Genomic DNA, 16620 nt, shown 5'->3' on the forward strand with positions numbered 1-16620 from the left:
ATGGATTGGGGAGGCATTCTCAACAACACCGCGGGCTGGCTTTTCAGCCCGACCACGATCGCCTACGCACTGGCGGCCACGGGACTCGCGGTGCACTTCGGCTACGCGGGCCTGCTGAACTTCGGTATGGCCGGCTTCATGGCCATCGGCGCCTACAGCTACGCGATCACGATCCTCTCGTTCGGGCTTCCGTGGTGGGTCGGCATCCTCATCGGCATGTTCGCGGCGTCGATCTTCGCGGTCATCCTCGGTATCCCGACCCTGCGACTGCGAGCCGACTATCTGGCCATCGTGACCATCGCCGCCGCCGAGATCGTGCGACTGCTGTTCACCACCACGGTGTTCGACGCGGTCACCAACTCGGCCGACGGCCTCGCCGGCTACCACGAGGGATTCCGCGCGGCGAACCCGTTCCCGCCCGGTGAATACGGATTCGGTCCGTGGGTCTACACGGCGAATCAGCTGTGGGTGCGCGTCTTCGGGCTCATCCTGCTGGCGATCGCGATATTCATCGTCTGGTCGATCATGCGCAGCCCCTGGGGTCGCGTGCTCAAGGGCATCCGCGAAGACGAAGACGCCGTGCGCTCGCTCGGCAAGAACGTCTTCGGCTACAAGATGCAGGCGCTCGTGCTCGGTGGCATCTTCGGTGCCCTCGGTGGCGTCGTCTTCGCCCTGCCCTCAGCGGTCGTGCCGGCAACCTATACGACGAGCCTGACGTTCTTCATCTGGACGATCCTGCTGCTCGGCGGAGCGGCGACCGTGTTCGGTCCCGCGCTCGGATCGGTCATCTTCTGGGTGATCATGGCCTTCCTCGACGGAGTCCTGCCGGCCCTGGCCGCACAGGGCATCCTGCCGATCTCTCCCATCCAGGCCGGCACGCTCCGCTTCATCCTCGTGGGTGTCGCGCTGATGTTGCTGGTGATCTTCCGCCCACAGGGCATCCTCGGAAACAAGAGGGAGCTGACCTTTGTCAAGTAACAGCTCGAACGACGCCGCGCCCACGACGGGCAGCGTGCCCCGCCCGAAGACCACGGGATTGGCCAAGGGCGACCCCGTCCCGGGCGTCCCCAAAGTCGACCCGATCCTCGTCGCCGACCACGTCACACGCCGCTTCGGCGGTCTGACGGCGGTCGACGTCGAGCACCTCGAGATCCCGAAGGGTGCCATCACCGCACTGATCGGTCCGAACGGCGCCGGTAAGACGACCCTGTTCAATCTGCTCTGCGGCTTCGACAAGCCCAACAGCGGAACGTGGAGCTTCGAGGGCCAACAGCTCAGCGGCATCCCCTCGTTCAAGGTCGCCCGCATGGGCCAGGTGCGCACCTTCCAGCTCACCAAGGCGCTGTCGCTGCTCACGGTGCTCGAGAACATGAAGCTCGGCGCCACCGGCCAGACCGGTGAACGGTTCTGGTCGAGCATGTTGCCGTTCCTGTGGCGCAAGCAGGACAACGAGATCGAAGAAAAAGCGAAGAGCCTGCTCAAGCGCTTCAAGCTCGACGCCAAGTCGGAGGACTTCGCCGCGTCGCTCTCGGGCGGCCAGCGCAAGCTCCTCGAGATGGCGCGCGCCCTCATGAGCAGCCCCACGCTGGTCATGCTCGACGAGCCGATGGCCGGTGTGAACCCGGCACTCACCGAGTCCCTTCTCGATCACATCCTCGACCTCAAAGACGAGGGCATGACGGTGCTGTTCGTCGAGCACGACATGCACATGGTCCGCCACATCGCCGACTGGGTCGTCGTGATGGCCGAGGGCCGCATCGTCGCCGAAGGCCCGCCGGACGTCGTCATGAAGGATGCTGCGGTGATCGATGCCTATCTCGGCGCTCACCAGGACGTCGACCTCGGCATCGTGACCGGCCGCATCGAGGGTGAAATGAACACCGAGGCGGTCGAGCTCATCCATGAGATCGAAGACGCCGAGCACGCGGACGCCCGCGACGGCGAGGAGAAGAAACCGTGAAGCACACAACCGCCGACGCCGTTCCGAACGACGAAGCGGCGCGCACCGACCGCGTCGTCGTCGAGGTCCGTGACCTCGACGCGGGATACCTTCCCGGTATCAACATCATCAACCAGGCCAATCTGGTCGCGCACAAGGGTGAGCTGATCGGCATCATCGGCCCCAACGGCGCGGGCAAGTCGACGCTCTTGAAGTCCATCTTCGGGATGGTCAAGGTGCGCTCCGGAGACATCACCGTCAACGGCGAGAGCATCGTCGGACTCAACTCCGACAAGCTCGTGCAGCGCGGCGTGGGCTTCGTGCCGCAGACGAACAACGTCTTCCCGTCGCTGAGCATCGAAGAGAACCTGCAGATGGGGCTGTACCAGCGGCCGAAGGCGTATGCCGAACGCCTCGAGTTCGTCACCGGCATCTTCGCCGAGCTGGGCAAGCGCCTCAAGCAGCGTGCGGGATCGCTCTCGGGCGGTGAGCGGCAGATGGTCGCGATGTCGCGGGCCTTGATGATGGACCCCGCTGTGCTCCTCCTCGACGAGCCGTCCGCGGGTCTGTCGCCCGTTCGTCAAGACGATGCGTTCATCCGCGTCTCCGACATCAACAAAGCGGGTGTGACGACGATCATGGTCGAGCAGAACGCTCGGCGATGCCTGCAGATCTGCGACCGAGGGTACGTCCTCGATCAGGGCACGGACGCCTACGAGGGCACCGGACGCGAGCTGCTCAACGACCCCAAGGTCATCGGGCTGTACCTCGGGTCGCTCGGCGCCGACTGATCCCAGCGATCGACGAGAGGGGCGGATGCTGCGGCATCCGCCCCTCTTTCGCGTTGCTGTGCCGCGCATGCGGCACCCGGACACGACGAAGCAGGCCCCGACTCCTTTCGGAGCCGGGGCCTGCGGGTGAGAGATCAGCCGATCGAGATCAGTTGATCCGCTCGTGCATGTTGTCGCCCACGTACTCGAAGATACCGATCGTCGCCTCGGTCGGGTCGCCCGCGTCGTCGAACGCGACGCCACCGGAGTAGCCGTCGTAGTCAGCGGCGTTGCCCGCGAGGATGATGTCGGCGCACGCGGCGAACGTGTCGCACTTCTCGCCCTCATCGGCACCACCCGAAACCGACTGCAGGTTCGCAGCGATCTCGGCCGGGTCGGTCGAGTTGGCCTGCAAGGCAGCCAGCGCGAGGAGCACGACAGCGTCGTACGACTCACCGGCGTAGTTGAAGTCGGCCAGCTCCGTGCCGTCGCCCTGCTCGAGCCACTGCGCGTTCAGACGCTCCTGGAAGTCGTCGGCGAGCACCGGTCCGGGCTGGGTGCCCTTCGAACCGGTGATGTCGACGGGCATGTCAGCACCCCACTGCGAGATGTTTCCATCCACGAAGTAGAACGAGTCGCCCGAGAAACCGCTGTTGACGAACGAGGGGACCACGGTCGCGGTCTCTTCGAAGCCGATCACGGCGATCGCCTCGGGGTTCTGCGCGAGGATCGACGACACCTGAGCGCTGAAGTTCGTGTCACCGAGGTTGTACGACTCGCTCGCGACGACCTCGCCACCGGTGGCGGCGAAAGTCTCGCTCAGCGCCTTCTCGAGGCCGGTGCCGTACGCGTCGTTGAGGTAGATGATGCCGAGGGTCGAGTTGCCGTCCTCTGCGATCAGGTTTCCGAGCACCTCACCCTGCAACAGGTCGCTGGGAGCGGTACGCCAGTAGAGGTCGTTGTCCTCCCACGTGGTGAAGTCCGGCGACGTGTTGGCGGGCGAGAACGTGATGACGCCCGCACTGACGGCCTGGTCGAGGAACAGCTTGGTCACACCGGACGACGCCGCGCCGATGAGCGCCTGGACGCCGTCACCGAGGAGACGCGGAACCGTGGTCTCGTAGGCCTTGTTGTCGGTGTCGCCCGAGTCGCCGTACTCGACGTCGACGGTGATGCCCTTGGCTGCTTCGTTGATCTCGGCGACCGCGAGGCCGACGCCGGCTTCTTCGGGCGGTCCGAGGAAGGCGAGCGAACCGGTCTGCGGAAGAACCGTTCCGATGCTCAGGGTGAGGTCACGATCTTCGGTTTCGGGTGCCGCGGTGTCGTCGCCGCCCGAACCGCCGCCGGCACAACCGGCGAGGACGAGGGCACTGGCGCCGGCGAGCGCAATGCCACCGAGGACGGTGGACTTGCGCGAGCGGGTGAAGACGCTCATGTTGCTCCTTCTTGGTGGGTGAACACGGGCTCGACGCAAACGTCGGCCCAGTGCTCATAACCTAACCGCGCTAAGGCTCCGCCAATGTTGCCATTCGTTAACGATGTGTAACGCGACCGAATCGTTACGTTCAGAGCGACGCCGTCGAAGAGTGCATCCTGCCCTGCCCCCGCCCCGAACCTCCCCGCGAGAATCACTCTTGGTCGAGAGAATCACCCACAGCGGTGGGTTCTCGCGACGAGAAGCAATTCTCCCGGTCACAGCGGAGCCTTCACCGGCCCGGCATACCCCCTATGGGTATACGATGGGGCGAGTCAGACGAACGGAGATCACGATGACCGACTATCGAGTGACCGGAATGACCTGCGCCCACTGCGAAGCCGCGATCCGCGAGGAGGTGTCGCAGGTCGCCGGCGTCGATGACGTATCCGTCAGCGCGGCGACCGGCCTTCTCCACATCACCGGAACGGACGACGTCGACGATGCCGAGATCCTCGCCGCCGTCGACGAGGCGGGCTACACCGCCGAACGGCTCTGATGTCGCAGCACGAGACGGCGGCCCCGGCGCGCCTGGAACTCGACATCGCGGGGATGACCTGCGCATCATGCGCGAATCGCATCGAGAAGAAGTTGAACCGACTCGAGGGCGTCACCGCCAGCGTGAACTACGCCACCGAGAAAGCAGTGGTGTCCGTCCCCCGCGGTTTCGATCCGCAAGCCCTCGTCGACGAAGTCGAGAAGACCGGCTACTCCGCGACGCTCCCCTCGCCCGAGCGAACCGAGGACGACACCCACCACGACGATCCCGAACTCACCGGCCTCCGCCAACGCCTGATCGGGTCGATCATCCTCGCTGTTCCGGTGATCCTCCTCGCAATGATCCCGCCGCTGCAGTTCACCTACTGGCAGTGGGCGTCGCTCGCCTTGGCTGCGCCGGTCGTCGTATGGGCGGCCTGGCCGTTCCACCGCGCGGCGTGGATCAACCTGCGGCACGGTGCCGCGACGATGGACACCCTCGTGTCGATCGGGGTGTCAGCGGCGTTCTTGTGGTCGCTCTACGCGTTGTTCGTCGGCCACGCAGGGATGCCGGGCATGACCCACGGGTTCGAGTGGACCGTGCAGCCGACCGACGGCGCCGGCCAGATCTACCTCGAGGTGGCCGCAGGCGTGACGATGTTCGTGCTGGCAGGGCGGTACTTCGAGGTTCGCTCCAAGCGCCGCGCGGGCGCTGCGCTGCGCGCGTTGCTCGAGCTCGGCGCGAAGGATGCGGGAGTGCTCCGCGACGGAGTCGAACAGCGCGTGCCCATCTCGCAGGTGCGCGTCGGCGACGAGTTCGTCGTGCGCCCAGGCGAGGCGATCGCCACCGACGGTGTCGTCGTTTCGGGCACCTCGGCGATCGACGCCTCACTCGTGACGGGTGAGTCAGCGCCCGTCGAGGCCGGTCCCGGCGATGCGGTGATCGGTGCCACCGTCAACGCCGGGGGTCGACTCGTCGTGCGCGCCACCCGCGTGGGCGATGACACGCAGCTCGCTCGGATGGCGCGGATGGTCGAAGAAGCGCAGTCCGGCAAGGCCGACGTGCAACGTCTCGCCGACCGCATCTCGGGCATCTTCGTGCCGATCGTCCTCGTGATCGCCCTCGTCACCCTCGTCGTGTGGCTCGCGATCGGGATGCCGGCGGTGTCGGCCGTCACTGCGGCGGTCGCCGTCCTCATCATCGCCTGCCCGTGCGCGCTCGGGCTCGCCACACCCACGGCTCTCCTGGTCGGGACGGGCCGCGGCGCACAGCTCGGCATCCTGATCCGTGGCCCGGAGATCCTGGAATCCACACGCCGCGTCGACACGATCGTGCTCGACAAGACCGGGACCGTGACCTCCGGTCGCATGTCGCTGGTCGACGTCGTCGCCGAGCCCGGGGTCGACGAGACAGATCTCCTCGCCCGCGCCGCGGCAGTCGAGGCGGCCTCCGAACATCCCGTCGCGAAGGCGATCGCGGATGCCGCGCCCCGCCCGCTCGCCGACGTTGAGGACTTCCGCAACACCGCCGGGCTCGGCGTCGTCGGCTCGGTCGCCGGCACGCCGGTCGTGGTCGGCCGCGAGTCGCTCCTCGCAGACTGGTCGGTCCATCCATCGCCCGCCCTGAGCGCGGCTGCCACAGCCGCGGCCCACGAGGGCCGTACGGTCGTCTACGTCGCCTGGGACGGTGTCGCCCGCGGCATCCTCGTCGTCGCCGACACCGTCAAGCCCACGAGCGCGGAGGCGGTGGCGCGGATGCGGCGGCTCGGGCTGACCCCCGTGCTCCTCACCGGCGACAACGCCGCGGTGGCCGAGGCGACCGCGCGCGCGGTGGGGATCGACGTCGTCCACGCCGAGGTGCTCCCCGCCGACAAGGTGGCGGTCGTGCGTGATCTGCAAGCGTCGGGGAAGGTCGTCGCGATGGTCGGCGACGGTGTCAACGACGCCCCCGCCCTCGCCCAGGCAGACCTGGGAATGGCCATGGGCACGGGAACGGACGCTGCGATCGAAGCGGCCGACATCACGCTCGTGCGCAGCGATCTGCGCGGCGCCGTCGACGCGCTCCGCCTGTCGCGCTCCACTCTGCGCACGATCAAGGGCAACCTGTTCTGGGCGTTCGCCTACAACGTGGCAGCACTCCCGTTGGCCGCATTCGGACTGCTCAATCCGATGATCGCAGGCGCCGCGATGGCATTCTCGAGCGTCTTCGTCGTCGGCAACAGCCTGCGCCTTCGCACGTTCCGCTCGATCACCCGAAACGGAGACCAGACATGACCACCGCTCCCCCGGCCGGTGAGGACATCGGCCACAGCCATGGATACATCACCGATCAGGCGAAGTACGTCAATCGCCTCAAGCGCATAGAGGGCCAGGCCCGCGGCATCCGCACCATGGTCGAAGACGAGAAGTACTGCATCGACATCCTCACGCAGATCAGCGCCCTGACCAGCGCCCTGCAGGCCGTCGCGGTGGGGCTGCTCGATGACCACCTTCGCCATTGCGTCGTCGACGCGGCGCGCGCGGGCGGCGAGGAGTCCGACGCCAAGATCGCCGAGGCGACCGCCGCGATCACCCGGCTCGTGCGGCGCGGCTGACCTGCCGCAGCCGGCGCGCATGGACCACAGAGTCGACCATGAGCACCGTCAGCGCGACCCAGACCAGCGCGAAACCGATCCACCGCTCAAGCGGCATCGGTTCACCGAGGATCGTCGTGCCGATGACGAACTGGAGGATCGGCGCGATGAACTGCAACAGGCCGATCACCGTGAGGGTCGTCCGACGTGCTCCCGCGGCGAAGAGCAAGAGCGGCACGGCCGTCACGACGCCGGCGAGGCTCAGCAGCACCGCGTGCACGAGACCGTTCGCGCCGATGGTCAGTCCGGTGGTGGCGCCGACCACGACGAGCAGTACCGTCGCCACCGGAAGCAACCACAGCGATTCGAGCGTCAGTCCGCTGATCGCGTCGACCGACGGCCCGACGCGCTTCTTGATGAGACCGTAGATGCTGAACGAGGTCGCCAAGGTGAGGGCGATCCACGGCACCGACCCGTACGCCACGATGATGACGACGACCGCGATGCCCGCGATGCCCAGAGCCACCCATTGGGTCACTCGCAGTCGTTCGTGGAGCACGATCACCCCGAGCAGCACCGTCGCGATCGGGTTGATGAAGTAGCCGAGGCTCGTCTCGATCACGTGGCCGGTCAGCGCCCCGAGGATGAACACCTGCCAGTTGACGTAGATGGTCAACCCTGCCAACACGGTGAGCCCCAGGATGCGGGGCTGGCGGAAGATCTTCGCGAGCCTCGCCCACGATCGCGTCACCGTCAGAAGCAGCGCGCAGAAGACGAGCGAGAGGATGATCCGCCACGCCACGATCTCCCAGGGACCAGTCGGTGCGAGGAGGATGAAGTAGAGGGGGAGGAATCCCCACAGCAGGTAGGCCGAGAACGCGAAGATGCCTCCGAGCGTCTGCTCGCGCGCGGGGTCCCGCTCGACCGGGACCGGGATCCCCGCCGTCGTGGTCGCGACGACACCGAGTTCGGTGTCGGGCACCGCGTCGGGGGCGGCGGGGTCGAGATCGCGCGTCACCTGCTCAGCCTAGATCCGCGCCGCCTCACCGGCGCACCCGTGAATGAATGCGGACGGACAATGCTCGCAGGATGCCTGCCACACGCGACGAACGGCTCCGGATGCCGAGGCATCCGGAGCCGTTTTGGTCGCTCAGTGGCGAAGGGTCAGCGCACGACGACCGCGAGCACGTCGCGAGCCGAGAGCACCAGGTACTCGTCGACGCCGAACTTGACCTCGGTGCCGCCGTACTTGCTGTAGATGACACGGTCGCCGACGGCGACGTCGACGGGCACGCGGTTGCCGTTGTCGTCGATGCGGCCGGGGCCGACGGCCACGACCTCGCCCTCCTGGGGCTTCTCCTTGGCGGTGTCAGGGATGACCAGACCGCTGGACGTGGTCTGCTCTGCCTCGACCTGCTGGATGACGATGCGGTCCTCGAGCGGCTTGATGGAAACCGACACGGTGTACCTCTTCTTTCTCGATCCTGAAGACTCGTTAGCACTCTGGTATCGAGAGTGCTGATTGCAAGTCTAGGCAAGGCACTGGCACTCACGCAACGTGAGTGCCAACTCTTTCTCTCGGGCGAGTCATGTCGCCGTAGGCTGACGATGTGGAGATGGCCGAACTCACCGCGCTTCTGACCCCTGAAGGACTGCGGCTCCTCGATGCGCAGGCACCCGTCGAGTCCTCCGACGACGTCGCGCACGCCGTCACGCGATTGCGTCGGGCAGGTCACTCCCCCGAACTCGTTTCAGCCGTCGTGGGTCAGGCGCGGCTGCGCTCGCGCGCCCGGCTGAAGTTCGGCGATCTGGCCGATCGGATGCTCTTCACCCGGGCGGGCCTCGAACAGTCCACGCGACTGTCGGTCGCCGTACGGCATGCCGCGCGCTTCCGCGAGGCGGGCGTCACCACGGTCGCCGATCTGGGGTGCGGGATCGGGGGCGACGCACTCGGGCTGGCGGGTCTCGGGTTGCGCGTCGACGCGGTGGACGCCGACGACGTCACAGCGGCCGTTGCGGCCTTCAACCTCGCGCCCTTCGGAACGGACACTTCGGTGCGCCACGCGCGCGCCGAAGACGTCGACCTCAGCGGAGTCTACGGTGTCTGGCTCGACCCGGCACGGCGCACGACCGGCCGCACCGAGACATCCCGCACGGAAGCGCACGAATGGTCGCCGTCACTCGATTGGTCCTTCGCCGTCGCAGACCGCCTGCCGACCGGCATAAAACTCGGACCGGGTCTGGACCGCAATCTGCTCCCGACGACCGGCGAGGCACAGTGGGTGAGCGCCGACGGATCCACGATCGAGCTCGTGCAGTGGTCGCGGGAGCTCGCCCGCCCCGGGGTGCGGCGCGCCGCGCTGGTCCTGCGCGGTGAGACCGCGCACGAACTCTCCGCCGCCGACGATGCGGCCGACGAACCCGTACGGACTCTCGGCGCCTTCGTGCACGAGCCCGACGGTGCCGTCATTCGCGCGCGACTGATCGGGGACGTGGCACGCACCCTCGATGCGGGAATGCTCGATCCCCGCATCGCGTACCTCACGTCCGACAGTGCACTGACCTCGCCGTTCGTGTCCACCTTCCGGGTCCGCGAGACCCTCCCGGTCGATGAGAAACGACTGGCCGCGGCACTGCGCGCGCGCGACATCGGCCGCCTCGAGATCAAGAAGCGCGGAGTGGATGTCGACCCGGCCGCATTGCGCCCCCGCCTCAAGTTGCGCGGCTCCGCGTCGGCGACGCTCATCCTCACCCGAGTCGCCGACACCAGGGTCGCGATTCTCGCCGACCGGGTCTGAACCGGCCCTCGGCGGTTCAGGCGAAGAGATTCGCGCGGGAGGCCGCCCAGACCAACCACAGCACGCTGTAGAGGACGGACAGGACGCCGAGGGCGATCGCCCACACCGCGACGCCGCGGCTCTCGAACGGGCGACGCAGCGCCACGATCGCCGTGACGATGCCGACGAGTCCGAGCGGGAACGCCCACCCGACCACGAGCGAAGCCAGCAGTCCGACGATCGAGAAAGCGAGAGCCCAGCCCGCGACCCCGCGTGGTGGACGCTCGTCGGAGAACACCCATTCTGCGCGGAGGCCGTCTTCCGCGCCCGGCTCCGACGGCGCCGACTGGCTGGTCACCTCCACCGGCGCGGTGGGCCACCGTTGGAATCCGCCGCGATGGGCGCCCGGCATCCGCGCCGACTCTGCGACCACGTCCACATCGGGGGACGGTCCCTCTTCGACGACGCGAGGAGGTTGCTGCCCCCCTTTCCGCTGCGCACGCCGTGAATCCGGTTCGTCGGTCATCTGTCGTCCTCGGCAACCTGGATCTCGGTGACCGGCAGCGTCGAGTCCGCGCCGAAGGCGAGCGTCGACGGGCGGCGGCCGGATCGGATCAGATCGGCCGCCAGCGCGGCGATCATCGCGCCATTGTCGGTGCACAGCGACAATGGCGGGATCCGCACGTCGACCTCTGCCGCCCGCGCACGTTCGAGGGCGACCTCACGTAGCCGGCGATTCGCGATGACGCCCCCACCGAGCAGGAGGCGCGGGACGCCATGATCGTCGCAGGCGGCGAGCGCCTTGGTCACGAGCACGTCGACGACAGCTTCACGGAAGGACGCCGCCACATCGGCGATGGGCACCTCCAGCCCCTCGGCCTGCCGCCGCTCGATCCAGCGCGCCACCGCCGTCTTCAGACCCGAGAACGAGAAGTCGTAGCGATGCTCCGCCATGTCGGACGCGCGGGAAAGGCCTCGGGGGAAGCGGATGGCGGTGGGATCTCCTGATTCGGCGGCCCGATCGATCTCGGGCCCACCGGGGTAGGGCAGCCCGAGGACACGCGCCACCTTGTCGAACGCCTCACCGGCCGCGTCGTCGACCGTCTCGCCGAGTAGCTCGACATCGGTCGTGAGATCACGCACCAGAAGAAGAGAGGTATGGCCTCCGCTCACCAGGAGCGCGACGGTCGGGTACTCCACGTCGTCGCCGGTGAGCAGGTCTGCGGCGATGTGTCCGACGAGATGGTTGACCGCATACAGCGGGCGCTCCAGCGACACCGACAACGCTTTGGCCGCCCCGACGCCCACCATGAGGGCTCCGGCGAGCCCCGGGCCGGACGTCACGGCCACGGCGTCGAGGTCTGCCAGCGCGATCCCGGCCTCGGCGAGGGCACGATCGATCGCAGGCTGGAGGGCCTCCAGGTGCGCCCGTGCGGCCACTTCGGGCACGACGCCCCCGTAGCGGGCGTGCTCCTCCATCGAACTGGCGATGGTGTTCGACAACAGCGTGCGGCCGCGGACGATCCCGATACCGGTCTCGTCGCAGCTGGTTTCGATTCCGAGTACCAACGCCTGATCGGTGTTCACGTGCACGCTCCCGCGTCCTCGGGCGTGCTCGTCCGCGCCGCCCATGCACGCACATCGAGCTTCATCACGACCGCGTCGACGTCATCGGGCTGGTAATAGCGCGGACGACGCCCGACCTCGAAGAACCCTTCCGAGAGATACAGATCCTGCGCCACGGGGTTGTCAGCGCGGACGTCGAGGAAGACCTCCCGAGCCCGGGCGACGTGGGCCTGCGTCAACAACGAGTGCAGCAGAGCCCGCCCGCGGCCCCGGCCCCGCGCATCGGCGGCGACGGTGATCGTCTGCACGTCGGCGTCGGCGGCGCCGCGGACGACGCGCAGACCCGCATAGCCGACGAGGCGTCCTGCCTCTTCGTCGACGATGTACCACCCGTGGGGCGAGGAGAGTTCCTCGCGCATCATCGCCGTGCTCCACGCATCCGAGGGAAACGCCTCGCGCTCAAGCGTCATGATGGCGTCGAGATCGGCGACGACGGCTCGTCGCACGCTCATGTGCCGACCTTCTTCGGTCCGGCCGACAGGGTCACGTCGGGCGCACGCAGATACAGCGGCTCTGACGGCCCCGCCTCACGTCTGGCCGTGTGTGCACGGGCGGCGACAAGTGCGATCATCGCGGCCGAGATCGACGCGGTGTCGCACCGGGTCGCGCCGTGACGCTCGAGGATGTCGTCTATCCCGTCGCGCGGCGTCAGCGCGGGCTCGGTGAGCCTCACGGGGAGTCCGTCGTCGTCGAGTCCGTCGTAAAGCGTGTAGGCGAACTCGCGGCGACGGGCGTCGGTGACGATCGCGAAGCGCGGGACGTCGACGAAAGGATCGGCCAAGTACACCGAGAGCGCGGCGGCGTCATGGCTGACGACCGGAAGGACCGGCACGTCACGCCCGAGGGCGAAGGTGCGCGCGGCGGCGATCCCCACGCGCAGGCCCGTGAAGGGGCCTGGGCCCATCCCCGCCGCGACGTGGCTGATCTCGACGGCGGATTCCGCGCCCTCACCGCCGACCGGACCGAGCGTCGCGTCGGCGAGCGTTTCCACGAGCAGATCTCCGATCACCTCAGCATGCCCGAGAGGATTCGCGCTGGTCCGCTCCGAACGTACGACACCGTCGAGTTCGACGACGGCGACGCTCGTGCCGAGCGAGGTGTCGATGCCGAGGATCACAGACACCAGGGTATCCGCCCGTCCGCCGTCGGCGGCCCGCGCGACCGCGCCTACGGTCGCCGGGTGATCGTCACCGCGCGGGGCACGTCGGCATCCAGATCTTCGTCACCTGCCGGTTCGGCGATCTCACGATCGATCTCGACCTCCCACCAGTGATCGGCGACGAGAGCGGCGTGTTCTGCGGCCCATTCGGCGACGACGACGGAGCGGGCGAAATCGATGTCGAGGTCGTCGAGTTCGGCGCCGGACCCCAGCCGATACGCGTCGATGTGCACGAGAGGGGCTCCCCCGACGAGCGACGGATGGGTGCGCGCGAGGACGAACGTGGGGCTCTGCACCGGTCCGCGGATGCCGAGCCCCTCCCCGATCCCGCGCGTGAGGGTCGTCTTGCCCGCGCCGAGGGGGCCTGTCAGCACGACGAGGTCCCCACGCCTCACCAGGCGACCCATCTGGCGGCCGAGGGACTCCATGTCCGACGGCGTCGCCACCACATGTGTACCGACGAGGACTTCCAGCCCACTCATGACGAAACGTCCGACCGTGGCACCCGTGGGCCGATGCGAGTGACAATCTCGTAGTTGATCGTGTCGGCGGCATCCGCCCAGGCGTCCGCGGCCGGGTGTCCGAGCGTGGGGTCACCGAACAGCACCGCCTCATCGCCCACGGCTACGGGGTGGTCGCCGACGTCGACGACGAATTGGTCCATCGCGATGCGGCCCGCCACACGGAAGTCACGCCCACCGATGCGGACGGGACCGCGGCCGGAGGCCTGGCGGGGCACACCGTCCGCGTAGCCGAGTGGCACGAGGGCGAGCGTCGTCTCACGATCGGTGCGATGGGTGTAGCCGTACGAGACACCTGTCCCCGCCGGCACGCGGCGCACGGCTGCGATCCGTCCTGTGACGGTCATGGCCGGGCGAAGACCGAGTTCCGCCGACGAACGGTCCGCGAACGGTGACAGTCCGTACATGCCGATACCGATGCGGACGCACCCGAGACGCGCCTCGGGCAACGCGATGGCGGCGTGGGTCGCGGCGAGGTGGCGCAGCGGCGGACGAAGCCCCTGCGTCTCGGCGCCGCTCGCCCCGTCGAGGAAGGACCGCAACGCCGCGCGATCGTCATCGGGTGTCGTATTGGAGAGGTGGCTGAAGATGCCGGTGACGTTCAGTCGCCCGATACGCTCCAGTCGCGCAGCCTCGGCGAAGACGATGCCGTAGTCCGCGGGGGCGATCCCGTTGCGAGAGAGCCCCGTCTCGAGCTTGAGGTGCACGCGCGTCGGACGATCTCCCGCGGCGGCCGCCGCGGCGACGAGCTGATCGAACGACGAGATGCCCAGCTCGATGCCGGCCTGCGCCGCCTCGCGGAAGTCGACTCCGGCAGGATGGAGCCACGCGAGGATCGGTGCGGTGATGCCGGCGCGGCGCAGGGAAAGCGCCTCGGGGATCTCCGCGACACCCAGCCGTGTGGCCCCGCCGTCGAGAGCGGCTCGCGCGGACCGCTCCGCACCGTGGCCATAGCCGTCGGCCTTCACGACTGCCATCACGTCACCACCGGTGAGCCGCAAGAAGTGACGTATGTTCGCGCGGATCGCGTCGAGGTCGACGAGTGCCGCACGAGGGTGGCCGGTCACGACTCCGCCTCGGCGATCACATACGCCGTCGCCAGGCCTCCGTCGTGCGACATCGACACATGCAATGCGGTGATCCCGCGCCGCTCGATCTCTGCGGCAGTGGTCCCACTCAGCGCGAAACGCGGTCTGCCCGACGGCTCGGGCACGATCTCGATCTCGGTCCAATGGACGTTGTCAGACCCTCCGAGTGCCTTGATCAGCGCCTCTTTCGCGGCGAATCGCGCGGCGAGCGAGCGGGCGGCGAGGGGGCGCTCCGCCGGAGCGAACAGTCGTGTCACCAGCCGCGGCGTGCGCGTCAGCGAACGTTCGAACCGCGTGATCTCGACCAGGTCGACACCGACGCCCACGATCATGCCTGATTCCCCACGACGGTCTTACTCGACCGTGACGGATTTTGCGAGATTGCGCGGCTGGTCGACATCGAGGCCCTTCGCCGTGGCCAGCCCCATCGCGAAGATGTGCAGGGGCACGACCGCGAGGAGCGGTTCCATGAGTGGCCCTGCCAGCGGGATGCGCAGGACCTCGTCGGCGAACGGGAGCACGGCGGCATCCCCCTCTTCGGCGATCGCGATCACGCGGGCGCCGCGGGCGCGGATCTCCTGGATGTTCGAGACGACCTTCGAGTGGATGAGCGCGGACTCACGCGGTGACGGCACGATGACGAACACGGGCTGCCCGGGCTCGATCAACGCGATCGGACCGTGCTTGAGCTCACCGGCGGCGAACCCCTCGGCGTGGATGTAGGAGATCTCCTTGAGCTTGAGGGCACCCTCGAGCGCGATCGGATAGCCGACGTGCCGCCCGAGGAACAGCACCGAGCGCGTGTCGGCCATCCATCCCGCGAACTCCTCGATCCGCGCCTGTTCGCGATCGAGGATCTGCGAGATCTTCTCGGGTACGGCTTCGAGCTCGCGCACATGCTGCTCGCCCTCGGCGGACGAGACCGTGCCGCGCACCCGGGCGACGTGCAACGCGAGCAGGTAGAGCGCGGTGATCTGGGCGACGAAGGCCTTCGTCGAGGCGACGGCGACTTCTGGTCCGGCGTGGGTGTAGACGATCGCGTCGGATTCCCGCGGGATCGTCGCCCCCTGCGTGTTGCAGATCGACAGCGTCCGGGCGCCGCGCTCGCGGGCGTACTTGACCGCCATCAGGGTGTCCATCGTCTCGCCGGACTGCGAGATCGACACGACGAGCGTGTCGGGGCCGATCACCGGATCGCGGTATCGGAACTCGTGGGCGAGCTCGACGTCGACGGGGATGCGCGTCCACTGTTCGAGCGCGTACTTGCCGACCGCGCCCGCATAGGCGGCGGTGCCGCACGCGATCACGATGATGCGCGAGATGTCCGCGAAGAGGGCGTCCATGCCGTCGAGTTCGGGGACGACGACCTGACCGTCGCGCACGCGCCCGCGGATGGTGTTGGCGACGGCTTCGGGTTCCTCCGAGACTTCTTTCGCCATGAACGACGACCAACCGCCCTTGTCGGCGGCCGCGGCATCCCACAAGACCTCGAAAGGCTCGACGTCGACGGCGGCACCGTCGAAGTCGGTGACCTCGACACCTGCAGGGGTGATGGCGACGATCTCGTCCTGACCGATCGCGAGGGCCTTGCGGGTGTGCTCCACGAAGGCGGCGACGTCGGAACCGAGGAAGTTCTCGCCCTCACCGAGGCCGATGACCAGCGGCGAGTTGCGGCGGGCGCCCACGACGAGTCCGGGATGCTCCTCGTGCATCGCCAACAGGGTGAAAGCGCCGTCCAGACGGGAGGCGGTCGAGCGGAACGCTTCGACGAGATCGCCGCCGTTGGCACGGTACTCGCGCCCGAGCAGGACGGCTGCGACCTCGGTGTCGGTCTCGCTGAGGAAGTCGTAACCCTCGCTGACCAGCTCGACCTTCAACTCGGCGAAGTTCTCGATGATGCCGTTGTGGATGACGGCGAGGCGGTCATCGTCGGCGAGGTGCGGGTGTGCGTTCGCATCGGTCGGGCCCCCGTGGGTCGCCCACCGGGTGTGCCCGATACCGGTCGTGCCGCCCGGCAGCGCGTGGGCGGCGAGGTCGTCGCGCAGCACACTCAGCTTGCCGGCGCGCTTGCGCATGGCAACCGAGCCGGCGCCGTCGATGACCGCGATCCCTGCGGAGTCGTAGCCCCGGTATTCCAGGCGCGCCAACCCGGCGATGAGAATGCCCTCGCTGTCGCGAGGACCCACATATCCGACGATTCCGCACATGGGGTCAAT

Annotated in this window: 18 protein-coding genes; 7 read left to right on the forward strand and 11 right to left on the reverse strand. The window is 68.1% G+C overall.

The features are described from left to right. Genes ACFQZV_RS13280 through ACFQZV_RS13290 form a run of 3 tightly spaced genes read left to right on the forward strand, consistent with a single transcriptional unit; the run spans nucleotide 1 to nucleotide 2730 of the window. Nucleotides 1–978: a branched-chain amino acid ABC transporter permease gene (locus ACFQZV_RS13280; RefSeq protein WP_378752362.1), complete on the forward strand. Its 978-nt coding sequence runs from the start codon at nucleotides 1–3 to the stop codon at nucleotides 976–978. A gap of 34 nt (nucleotides 979–1012) precedes the next feature. After that, nucleotides 1013–1960, forward strand: coding sequence for an ABC transporter ATP-binding protein (locus ACFQZV_RS13285; protein ID WP_378752442.1), 948 nt, complete (start codon nucleotides 1013–1015; stop codon nucleotides 1958–1960). Further along, nucleotides 1957–2730 carry an ABC transporter ATP-binding protein gene (locus ACFQZV_RS13290; RefSeq protein ID WP_378752360.1) on the forward strand — a complete coding sequence of 258 codons (774 nt, stop codon included), beginning with the start codon at nucleotides 1957–1959 and terminating at the stop codon, nucleotides 2728–2730. The genes ACFQZV_RS13285 and ACFQZV_RS13290 overlap by 4 nt, the downstream gene beginning before the upstream one ends. A 148-nt stretch (nucleotides 2731–2878) precedes the next feature. Here the strand turns inward: ACFQZV_RS13290 and ACFQZV_RS13295 are convergent, their stop codons facing one another. Continuing rightward, nucleotides 2879–4144, reverse strand: coding sequence for an ABC transporter substrate-binding protein (locus ACFQZV_RS13295; protein ID WP_378752358.1), 1266 nt, complete (start codon nucleotides 4142–4144; stop codon nucleotides 2879–2881). A gap of 334 nt (nucleotides 4145–4478) precedes the next feature. Here ACFQZV_RS13295 and ACFQZV_RS13300 point away from each other — a divergent pair, with 334 nt between their 5' ends. Genes ACFQZV_RS13300 through ACFQZV_RS13310 form a run of 3 tightly spaced genes read left to right on the forward strand, consistent with a single transcriptional unit; the run spans nucleotide 4479 to nucleotide 7254 of the window. After that, a complete protein-coding gene (locus tag ACFQZV_RS13300; RefSeq protein ID WP_378752356.1) occupies nucleotides 4479–4682 on the forward strand; it encodes a heavy-metal-associated domain-containing protein in 204 nt (67 codons plus the stop codon). Beyond that, a complete protein-coding gene (locus ACFQZV_RS13305; RefSeq protein ID WP_378752354.1) occupies nucleotides 4682–6934 on the forward strand; it encodes a heavy metal translocating P-type ATPase in 2253 nt (750 codons plus the stop codon). Before ACFQZV_RS13300 ends, ACFQZV_RS13305 begins: the two co-directional genes overlap by 1 nt. Then, nucleotides 6931–7254, forward strand: coding sequence for a metal-sensitive transcriptional regulator (locus tag ACFQZV_RS13310; RefSeq protein WP_378752352.1), 324 nt, complete (start codon nucleotides 6931–6933; stop codon nucleotides 7252–7254). Before ACFQZV_RS13305 ends, ACFQZV_RS13310 begins: the two co-directional genes overlap by 4 nt. On the opposite strand, the gene rarD is transcribed toward ACFQZV_RS13310, so the two are convergent. Both rarD and groES read right to left on the reverse strand, forming a co-directional pair. Continuing rightward, entirely contained in the window at nucleotides 7229–8170 is a 942-nt protein-coding gene (gene rarD / locus ACFQZV_RS13315) for an EamA family transporter RarD (protein ID WP_378752440.1), read from the reverse strand. The genes ACFQZV_RS13310 and rarD overlap by 26 nt on opposite strands. Before the next feature lie 227 nt (nucleotides 8171–8397). Next, nucleotides 8398–8694, reverse strand: coding sequence for a co-chaperone GroES (gene groES, locus ACFQZV_RS13320; RefSeq protein ID WP_378752350.1), 297 nt, complete (start codon nucleotides 8692–8694; stop codon nucleotides 8398–8400). Nucleotides 8695–8843: 149 nt separating this feature from the next. On the opposite strand from groES, the gene ACFQZV_RS13325 reads away from it, so the two are divergent. Then, nucleotides 8844–10031 carry a THUMP-like domain-containing protein gene (locus tag ACFQZV_RS13325; protein ID WP_378752348.1) on the forward strand — a complete coding sequence of 396 codons (1188 nt, stop codon included), beginning with the start codon at nucleotides 8844–8846 and terminating at the stop codon, nucleotides 10029–10031. 16 nt (nucleotides 10032–10047) lie between these two features. Here ACFQZV_RS13325 and ACFQZV_RS13330 read toward each other — a convergent pair whose 3' ends face one another. From ACFQZV_RS13330 to glmS, 8 genes are read right to left on the reverse strand one after another with little or no spacing between them, the layout of a single operon-like run. Next, the gene (locus ACFQZV_RS13330; RefSeq protein ID WP_378752346.1) at nucleotides 10048–10536 is read right to left on the reverse strand and encodes a DUF4190 domain-containing protein; all 489 of its coding nucleotides are present in this window, start codon (nucleotides 10534–10536) and stop codon (nucleotides 10048–10050) included. Beyond that, a complete protein-coding gene (gene tsaD / locus ACFQZV_RS13335; protein WP_378752344.1) occupies nucleotides 10533–11642 on the reverse strand; it encodes a tRNA (adenosine(37)-N6)-threonylcarbamoyltransferase complex transferase subunit TsaD in 1110 nt (369 codons plus the stop codon). The genes ACFQZV_RS13330 and tsaD overlap by 4 nt, the downstream gene beginning before the upstream one ends. Further along, entirely contained in the window at nucleotides 11594–12088 is a 495-nt protein-coding gene (gene rimI / locus ACFQZV_RS13340; RefSeq protein WP_378752342.1) for a ribosomal protein S18-alanine N-acetyltransferase, read from the reverse strand. Before rimI ends, tsaD begins: the two co-directional genes overlap by 49 nt. After that, entirely contained in the window at nucleotides 12085–12753 is a 669-nt protein-coding gene (tsaB, locus tag ACFQZV_RS13345) for a tRNA (adenosine(37)-N6)-threonylcarbamoyltransferase complex dimerization subunit type 1 TsaB (RefSeq protein ID WP_378752340.1), read from the reverse strand. The genes rimI and tsaB overlap by 4 nt, the downstream gene beginning before the upstream one ends. A gap of 50 nt (nucleotides 12754–12803) precedes the next feature. Next, nucleotides 12804–13277 carry a tRNA (adenosine(37)-N6)-threonylcarbamoyltransferase complex ATPase subunit type 1 TsaE gene (tsaE, locus tag ACFQZV_RS13350; protein ID WP_378752338.1) on the reverse strand — a complete coding sequence of 158 codons (474 nt, stop codon included), beginning with the start codon at nucleotides 13275–13277 and terminating at the stop codon, nucleotides 12804–12806. After that, nucleotides 13274–14383, reverse strand: a complete 1110-nt coding sequence (gene alr, locus ACFQZV_RS13355) for an alanine racemase (protein WP_378752336.1) — start codon at nucleotides 14381–14383, stop codon at nucleotides 13274–13276. The genes tsaE and alr overlap by 4 nt, the downstream gene beginning before the upstream one ends. Beyond that, entirely contained in the window at nucleotides 14380–14736 is a 357-nt protein-coding gene (locus ACFQZV_RS13360) for a holo-ACP synthase (RefSeq protein WP_378752334.1), read from the reverse strand. The genes alr and ACFQZV_RS13360 overlap by 4 nt, the downstream gene beginning before the upstream one ends. A 21-nt stretch (nucleotides 14737–14757) precedes the next feature. Next, the gene (glmS, locus tag ACFQZV_RS13365) at nucleotides 14758–16611 is read right to left on the reverse strand and encodes a glutamine--fructose-6-phosphate transaminase (isomerizing) (protein ID WP_378752332.1); all 1854 of its coding nucleotides are present in this window, start codon (nucleotides 16609–16611) and stop codon (nucleotides 14758–14760) included. Between the last annotated feature and the right edge of the window lie 9 nt (nucleotides 16612–16620).

It is taken from the genome of Microbacterium koreense (genome assembly GCF_042677105.1).
Taxonomy (GTDB): Bacteria; Actinomycetota; Actinomycetes; order Actinomycetales; family Microbacteriaceae; genus Microbacterium; species Microbacterium koreense.

Coding starts and splice junctions, on each gene's coding strand:
- ACFQZV_RS13280 (WP_378752362.1), top strand. CDS start 1: ATGGATTGGGGAGGCATTCTCAACAACACCGCGGGCTGGCTTTTCAGC.
- ACFQZV_RS13295 (WP_378752358.1), bottom strand. CDS start 4,144: ATGAGCGTCTTCACCCGCTCGCGCAAGTCCACCGTCCTCGGTGGCATT.
- ACFQZV_RS13300 (WP_378752356.1), top strand. CDS start 4,479: ATGACCGACTATCGAGTGACCGGAATGACCTGCGCCCACTGCGAAGCC.
- ACFQZV_RS13305 (WP_378752354.1), top strand. CDS start 4,682: ATGTCGCAGCACGAGACGGCGGCCCCGGCGCGCCTGGAACTCGACATC.
- ACFQZV_RS13310 (WP_378752352.1), top strand. CDS start 6,931: ATGACCACCGCTCCCCCGGCCGGTGAGGACATCGGCCACAGCCATGGA.
- ACFQZV_RS13330 (WP_378752346.1), bottom strand. CDS start 10,536: ATGACCGACGAACCGGATTCACGGCGTGCGCAGCGGAAAGGGGGGCAG.
- tsaD (WP_378752344.1), bottom strand. CDS start 11,642: ATGGGCGGCGCGGACGAGCACGCCCGAGGACGCGGGAGCGTGCACGTG.
- rimI (WP_378752342.1), bottom strand. CDS start 12,088: ATGAGCGTGCGACGAGCCGTCGTCGCCGATCTCGACGCCATCATGACG.
- tsaE (WP_378752338.1), bottom strand. CDS start 13,277: ATGAGTGGGCTGGAAGTCCTCGTCGGTACACATGTGGTGGCGACGCCG.
- ACFQZV_RS13360 (WP_378752334.1), bottom strand. CDS start 14,736: ATGATCGTGGGCGTCGGTGTCGACCTGGTCGAGATCACGCGGTTCGAA.
- glmS (WP_378752332.1), bottom strand. CDS start 16,611: ATGTGCGGAATCGTCGGATATGTGGGTCCTCGCGACAGCGAGGGCATT.